Annotated in this window: 5 protein-coding genes; 1 reads left to right on the top strand and 4 read right to left on the bottom strand. The window is 60.1% G+C overall.

From position 1 onward, the window contains the following. The first annotated feature begins 319 nt into the window (after positions 1 to 319). Positions 320 to 2230 (top strand): GGDEF domain-containing protein, encoded by a 1911-nt coding sequence (locus H1Y01_RS12065; RefSeq protein WP_180540769.1) that lies wholly within the window; start codon positions 320 to 322, stop codon positions 2228 to 2230. Here H1Y01_RS12065 and H1Y01_RS12060 read toward each other — a convergent pair. The 4 genes from H1Y01_RS12060 to H1Y01_RS12045 form a co-directional block, all read right to left on the bottom strand. Continuing rightward, positions 2191 to 3834, bottom strand: coding sequence for a CRTAC1 family protein (locus H1Y01_RS12060; RefSeq protein WP_219341492.1), 1644 nt, complete (start codon positions 3832 to 3834; stop codon positions 2191 to 2193). The genes H1Y01_RS12065 and H1Y01_RS12060 overlap by 40 nt on opposite strands. A 10-nt stretch (positions 3835 to 3844) precedes the next feature. Further along, positions 3845 to 4840, bottom strand: a complete 996-nt coding sequence (locus H1Y01_RS12055) for a tetratricopeptide repeat protein (protein ID WP_180540768.1) — start codon at positions 4838 to 4840, stop codon at positions 3845 to 3847. A 406-nt stretch (positions 4841 to 5246) separates the two neighbouring features. Further along, positions 5247 to 5441, bottom strand: coding sequence for a hypothetical protein (locus H1Y01_RS12050; protein WP_180540767.1), 195 nt, complete (start codon positions 5439 to 5441; stop codon positions 5247 to 5249). A gap of 4 nt (positions 5442 to 5445) precedes the next feature. Then, the coding region (locus H1Y01_RS12045) for a CRTAC1 family protein (RefSeq protein WP_219341491.1) at positions 5446 to 7861 on the bottom strand (2416 nt) is incomplete at its 5' end.

The raw sequence follows: 7861 nt of genomic DNA, 5'->3' as shown, positions 1-7861 counted from the left end.
AGCGGCACGGAGGAACTCGCGCCGGCTGTGCGCGATGGAGTGCGCAATCTGTCGCGGGCTGCGTCCGCTGTTCCACGGAGAACTCATCGGGGTATTCCCGATTCTACGTGAGATGCAGGCGCAATTTCGCCCGACTCCCTAAAGTGCTCGCGATCAACATCCGATTAGCTGCTTGATGGGTTGGCTTCACGAAGACATCAGGAGAAAAGTGCGAAGGCGCGCGGCAATTTGGATCTGCGCCGCTTGCATTGTCGGCTGCCTGCCGCCGACGGCGAGCCCTGCCAGCGGACCAATGCGCGTGCTGACGAAGGCTCGCGCTGTGCACAGCCTCACCGTGGAGGAAGCACGGCGAGGGTACCCGGTTCGCCTGCGCGCCGTCGCCACCTACTACGATCCATATGTTGACTCCCGCCATATAGCGTTGCTCGTTCATGACGCGAGCGGGTCCGTGTTCGTCGCTCTTTCCTCCCCGCCGCGCGGTCCGATTGTGCCCGGCAGGCTGCTTGAAGTGAACGGAACCAGCGGTTTAGGAGATTTTGCTCCCATCGTGAATGGATCGAGCGTTCGCGTGGTCGGGAAGTCTCGTTTTCCGGCCGCGGCGCCGCGCGTGAGCCTGACCGATCTGCTGAGAGGTAAGCACGACGGGGCATGGATTGAGGTCGAAGGAGTGGTGCGATCGGTCCGGGAGATCGGCCGCCATGTCAATTTGGGGATCATGTTGAGCGATGGTTTTATCTACGCCACCACCCTGCGCGAAGACGGCGCAAACTACAGCCGGCTCGTTGACGCGATGATCACCCTGCATGGGAATGCTGTCCCGGTTGTTAACGGCAAGCAGCAGATGACGGGAGTCCGAATCGTGTTTCCCGACCTGAAGCAGGTGAAGATCGAGGAGCCCGCGACGGCCAATCCGTTCCAGCTTCCTGCGCTGCCGATTGACCGCCTTCTGTCCTATACACCTAAGATAGTTTTTCAGAGGCTAGTGCGCGTCCGGGGAACCGTGTCGCTGCAATGGCCCGGCCGCTCCGTTTGTATTCAGGAAACAGCTGCCGTCAATGGCCTTTGTGTTCAGACCAGCGAAACGGCGCATTTTGCAAACGGCGAGTTGGTGGACATCGTTGGGTTTCCGGCGATCGGCGGTATGACGCCGACCCTGACCGACGCGCGCATGCGGTCCGCTGGTTCGGGTCAAACCGTCGTGGCGACCCCGGTCACCGCCGAACAGGCGATGCAGGGAGATTACGATGCCCGGCTGGTACAGATCGAAGGGCGTGTGATCGGCAAGAGCCGTGTGGCAAAAGATCCCACCATGGTGCTGGCAGCAGGGAAATTCCTCTTTCGCGTTGTTCTTCCGGATCGCCGGTGGGCAAGTGCGGTTCCGGATTGGGAAGAAGGAAGCACGCTCCGCGTGACCGGAATCTGTTCCGTCCAGATTGAGACAATCGGGGATATTCAGGAAGTCTTGTCGGTCCCAAGCTCGTTTCGGATCCTATTGCGCTCGCCCGAAGACGTGGCTGTTCTCCAGCGGCCTTCGTGGTGGACCCCGAATCACCTCTTCCCCTTGCTGGTGGGAGCGCTCGCGATCACTCTGTGCGTTCTCGGCTGGGTGGCCGTACTGAGGCATCGCATCGCTGAACAGACGGCAGTGATTCAGAACCAGAATGTGGTTTTCAGGAACCTGTCTTTCAAGGATGGGCTCACCGGAATCCCGAACCGCCGCCAGTTCGATGAAACTCTGGACGCGGAGTTCAAACGGTCCGCGCGGTCGCTGTCACCCGTCTCGCTGCTTTTGCTGGACATCGATCACTTCAAAGATCTCAACGACGAATACGGGCATCAGCACGGGGACGAGTGCCTGAAACGGGTGGCGGAGGCGTTAACATCGGTTCCACTCCGTGATCGCGATCTGGTAGCGCGCTACGGCGGCGAGGAATTTGCGGTGATATTGCCCGATTGCGACGAAATCGGAGCGCCGATGGTTGCGGAACGAATGCGAGTCGCCGTGTTCGACCTCGCGATCGCTCACCGGGGATCCGGTTCCCACGGTCGCCTGTCTATAAGTGTGGGCTGCGCGACCATGGTTCCCGACCATCGGGACACCTCGAATTCCCTGGTTGCGATGGCCGATCGCGCTCTCTATCAAGCGAAGCTTCTGGGCAGAAATCGGACTTCCGCCGCTGCGGAGGAGTATCAGGGCTCCCGGACTGTCAGCGTAGTATCGCCGGTCTGATGCGTCAATACCTGCCGGGTTCCCGACGGCCACGCGATTTCGATCCGATCGGCGAAGCGCGACGGCCCAAGCCCGAAATGGAGACGCAGATCGTTTTGTGACAGATAGCTTCCGCCGCTGCGGACTTCATCGAGTTCCGTTCGACCCGCTACGGTGACACGAACCCGCGCTCCCAGCGCACTGCGATTCGATCGCGTGCCGATCAGTTTCAGTGCGAGCCAGTGCCCCGCAACCGGATTGGTGTTCTTCAGCAGTGATGGGGTCTCGTTCTGATTGTTGATCGCGATCTCCATTGAACCATCGTTCTCGATGTCGCCGAAGGCCGCGCCGCGCGAGGAGTGAGGTTCCAGCAGACCGGGACCTGCACGGAGCGTGATGTCCTTGAATCTGTCGCCTCCCAGGTTCTGATACAGAATGGCGCGATCCTTGTAGTGGATATCGATGCCGAGCGAATCCACTTCCGGGAATGCATGGCCGTTGACGAGCAACAAGTCTTTCCAGCCGTCGTTATCGAAGTCGAAAAACCCGGCGCCCCAGCCAACGTATCGCGTGTTTTGGCCCAGTCCGACGGTAAGCGTCACTTCGTCGAAGTTTCCGTCGCCGCGATTGCGATAGAAGGTCTCGTATTCGTCCGAGAAATTCGTCCTGAAGATACTCAGGAGGCCCGTGTGGTTGTAGTCTCCGGCGGCCACTCCCATGCCGGACATGGCTTTTCCGTTGTCGTCGAACGCAACGCCGCTAAGTACGGCGGTCTCCTCGAACTTTCCGTGACCCTTGTTTAGATACAGCAGCGACGGCGTTTGATCGCACGCCACATAGATGTCCGGCAACCCGTCGCCGTTGAAATCTCCGGTAAGAACGCCGAGCGAGTAGTGCCCGAACGGTTCCGCAACTCCGGAAGACTCTGAGATATCGGTGAACGTGCCATCGCCGTTGTTGCGATAAAGCAGGTTCCGGTCGAAAGGCAGTCCGCGCGGACCGCAACTAACCGGAATACCCCGGTAATAGCAGTAAGGGTTTGCGGCCGGCAACGGATTCGTCGCCGGGTCGAATCTCAGGTAATTTGCGACGAATAGGTCGGCGTGACCATCCAGGTCCACGTCGACGAAAGCACAACCGGTGTTGTATCGGGTTCGATCCTCTGATAAGTGCGCCGCCTTAGTTACATCTTCGAAGCGGGTGCCCGCGATGTTGCGGTAGAGACGATTCCGGCCCCAGTAAGTGACAAAGATATCGGTATATCCGTCGTTGTCGTAGTCTCCAGCGCACACGCCCTGCGCCCATCCGGAAGAACGCAGACCGAGCTGATCGGTAACATCGCGAAAGCGGTCGTGACCTTCGTTGTGGTACATGCGATTGGTCCCGCCGTCGCCGGAAAGTACGAATAGATCAAGCAAACCATCGTTGTCGTAATCGATAAAAGCAATGCCGCTGCCGGTGGTTTCGAGGATGTACTTCTTCGACGTAACGCCGCCATTGGGAAAGACGTCATGGATGCCGCTCGCGCCGGCGATGTTTTCAAAGCGCGGCATCGATTGCGTCGGCTGATCGGACACGAGCGCCGAAGCCGCACAAACGAGCGCCAGCACGATGCAGGTCTTCATGGTTTCGGCGCTATTGTTGCGGCGTCTTATCGCCGAGCTTTTTGAGAAAATCCGAAAACTCGCTGTCGGGGGGTTTCTCCAGGCGGTCCAGAATCGCCTTCTGCTCTTTAGCCTGCTCCATGTTTCCGCTGTTGCGATACGCCTTGAGCAGGGCGTAGTGAGCCGCTTCGTTGTCCGGTTGCAGCGTGGCCGCCTTCTCCAGAAGCGGCAAGGCGCGTGCCGTTTCGTTTTGCTGCAGGTAGATTTTGGCCAGCCCAATCATCGCATTCACGAACGCCGGCGACAACTGCAGCGCTTTTTCGTATTGCGCGATCGCCTCGCCGCCATGGCCCTGCACCTCGGCGACTTGAGCGAGCTGAAAGTAACAACCGCTGTCTTCGGGATTGATCTGCAGCTCCGCTGTGAATGCGCCAGCGGCCTGGCTGAGCGCTTCGGGCGAATGACTCCCTAACAGAATCGCGCGCCCCATGCGGTAATGCAGATCGGGCGCTCTCGGATTCAACACAATTGCCTTTCGATACTCCGAAACGGCGTCGGCGAATCGGCCTTGGACCTCGAGAATCTCCGCCGAGAGCTGGTGCGTTCGATAGGACGATGGCACATCCTTGAACATCGCGAGCGTGGTGTTGTTGAACGCGGTCATTTCGATTTCGGCCGAGAGATAGAGGACGTCGGCGTTCTTCGCGAAATGCTGTTTCAGCGCATCGAGTGTAGCGAGCGCAGACGTCGCGTCTCCATCCGCGGACTGGCATCTTGCAGCGGCCAGACCCGCTAGTAGACTAAGTTGGTCTGTAGCATTGCGCGCTTCCGGTAACAAAGACGGCAGCGCAGACTTACAATCGTTGGTCGCTGCTTCGGTAAGTGCCAGAAAGATGTGCGCCGGCCGTCCGCGGCCTTCATCCACGGCCCGCCGCAGCAGCAAAAGAGCTGTCGAGTAACGGCCTTCATTGAAAGCTACAATGCCATCTTCCAGACTACCCGCTATCAGGTTACTTGCAAAAAGCAACAAAGCCGCAGACCACAAAAGGCTTGTTTGCCGTCGATGAACCGCATATGGCCTGCGGCCGGCGCTCGGTAACAGGAACCGTCCGGGCGGGCGACTTGCATTCTGAGCCGCGACAGTCATGGAGCTGGTGCTACGGAAAAAGAACCTTCGAATGCTTTTTACCGCGAGAGAGCGGAATGCCCCGAAGCGCAAGGCTCTGTGGCCGTCGCGGCTGCCTCGAAAATGACCCCCAGCATACACCGTTCCGCCCGGCCAGGGTCCACGCGGCTGACGGCGGCGGACCCTCCCTTTCGGTCGGGCTCGGAGTGGGGCTGTACGGTCCCTTATCATCCTTGGTGGTCTGCAGTCGCCGGCGCCGACGGTGGCCGCAGGCCATCGGCGTTCATCGGCGTTCATTGGCGCACAACTAATGTCCCGCATCATCCAGCATCAAATCGAGTCCCGCTTCGCGATAGTGCTGCCTACCTTCGTACAAACGAAAACTAAGCAAGGGCGGCTGCCCCGGTGCAACTAACAGCGAGGTCGGCGAAGGCCCGACACACCGGCCCTCCGCGGCATGCACCTGCGCCAAAAAGAAAGCTGCCACCAAGAAAGGAGACATAAGCTTACCTTGTACTCAACTCCTGCAACGCACGCCGCGCCGTTTCGTTGCCTTGATCGCGATCGAGTAACTGCTGCATCGTGGTTCGCGCCCTGTCTTTCTGTCCCATGCTGATGTAAGTTCTGCCCAGGTTCAAGTAGAGTATAGCTTCGTCGGGCGCCACCTGGATCCCGTACTGCCACGCCGCGATCGCATCATTCAGTTTGCCGCGCTGCGCAAAAAGCACGGCGAGATTGTTGATCGCCTCGGCATAATCGCGGCGGATCGCAATCGCCCGCTCGAACTGCTGCTGCGCCGCCGTAAGGTCCCCGAGCTTCGCCGACGCGAGGCCTAATCCGTTGGCTGCTTCCGCGGATTGCGGCTCGAGCGTAAGAGCTTTGCGATAGGAATCGGCCGCCGCTTGCTGCTCGCCGCGTTTCGCGCCCACGTCGCCGAGTCCGATCCACGCATTCACCGACGCAGGATCAAGCCCGGCGGCTTTCGTGAACGCGCGCTGCGCTTCGTCCCAGTGATCCAGTTCGAGTTGTACCTGACCCACGAGTGTCCAGACCCGGGCATTCTCGGGCGTCTGCCGCAGCACGCGCTCCAGATACGGCAGCGCCTCGTCAGGCATACCGGCCCACAGAAAGCCCGCGCCGAACTTGAAGTAATCGCGCTTGGGCTGCTTGATGAAGAAGCCGCCGAAAGGCAGCGCGCGCGGTTCCACGGGAGTGTCAATCAGGCGGATGTCCGCGCGCACTTCTTCGGTCGAGGGAACCGATCCATAAACCTTCACCGCGTCGCCGTCCTGATTCAAAAGGAACGCCAGCGGAGGCTCCAGCGGAGCACGCCAATCGAACAGATACCGGCGGAAGATTTCATCGCGCTGCGATTTTTCGCGGATCACGAACAGACCCGGACCCGCGCCCTTCGACGGCAGCGGAACCGGCTGCAAAAACCACGTATCGTGCGAGCGCATGTCGTTATCCGCCGAGAGCGCCCCGGCCGGTAAAGCCCGATGCGCCCGGAATGGCTCCGACGTGATCTCCGCCGATCCCTCAGTCAAGCTGTACGTCCGGCCTGCTTCCAGATCCGAAAAGTCCTGCACCAAACCCGATGGCCACGTGATCTTGACCGCCTGAATCCGCGTGCTCGAACCAAGTCCGAAGATCATTCGTTTGCTGTGTTGCGAAAGAAATCCCGACCCGGCGTCCAGCCACTTGGCCTGCCCATCCACCTCAACGCGCGCGCCGATCGCATCGCGGTTCGACTTCGTCCCGCGCAGCCGAAAGGCAATGGATGACCGCCCGCCGGTGCAGTTGTTCTGCAGCAATCGGAGCTGCGGACCCAGACGACTCTTCAGGATAATGTCCGGCCGTCCATCTCCATCGAAATCCGTGACAGCAAACGCCCGGCTATCGTCGGCGAAATCGAACCCGCTCACGCCGGAGACGTCGAAAAACCGGTCGCCGCGCCGCGCGTGGAGCACGTTCGGCTCGCGGCCGTTCCAACTCAGATCTTCGCGGAGGAATTGATTGATCGCGTTCCATCCCTTCTCGTAAGCGGCCGATGGACTCGCGTTATCCGGAGAGCGCGCCACCACCTGACGCCAGAAAAAACTGCTGAGGTCCGTGGTCGACGTATTCGTTAACATCCCGCAGGTAATGGCGATCTCGGGGTGTCCATCATTGTCGAGATCATGACCGCCCGACGACCACGCCCAGCGCCCAAACCCGGCACGCTGTTGCGCGGTCGTGTCCCGAAAGACTCCATCACCTGTATTGCGAAACAGCGAATTGCCCATCGTGTGCCCGCGATAAGCGTCTTTCTGCTGCTCGGCGGGCTTGAAGTGCTCGTCGGAGGTAACCCGCAATCCAGCATCAGTCCACATGTTGGCGACATATAAATCCGGCCGGCCATCGCCGTCGTAATCGAACCACGCGGCGCTCATGCCCGGGCCGATGTCTTCGACGCCGGCCGCGGCGGCCTCGTCTCGAAACCGTCCCTGCCGGTTGCGATAGAAATTCTTGCGGCCGAAGTCATTGGCGACATAGAGGTCCGGCCAGCCGTCGCCCGTGGTGTCGCACCACGCCGGCGCGAAGCTGAAGCGATCGTTATTCTGGTCGAGCCCGACCTCAGCCGTGACATCGCGAAAACTGCCCGAGCCGCGAGTGTCCAGTTCATTGCGGAAAAGGAAGTTCGGAGGTCCATTCCGCGCGTCGTGATAGGGCGACGGGTAGGTATATTGCGCCTCGCTCTGGAAGTAAACGTAACAACAGAGATAGAGGTCGAGTTTGCCGTCGCGGTCGTAATCCGCCGCAGCCATTCCGGTGAAGCCGCCGCGCGGCGCGGTCGCGAATTCGAACGCGTCGGTGCGCAGCCGGTACCGGTCGCCTTCGTTCAGAAAAAGCACGGGCCCGGAACTTCGCAAGACCACCAGA

The sequence above is a fragment of the Nevskia soli genome, from assembly GCF_903970205.1.
Taxonomy (GTDB): domain Bacteria; phylum Acidobacteriota; class Terriglobia; order Bryobacterales; family Bryobacteraceae; genus Bog-113.
This window is presented reverse-complemented; position numbering and strand designations above follow the sequence as displayed.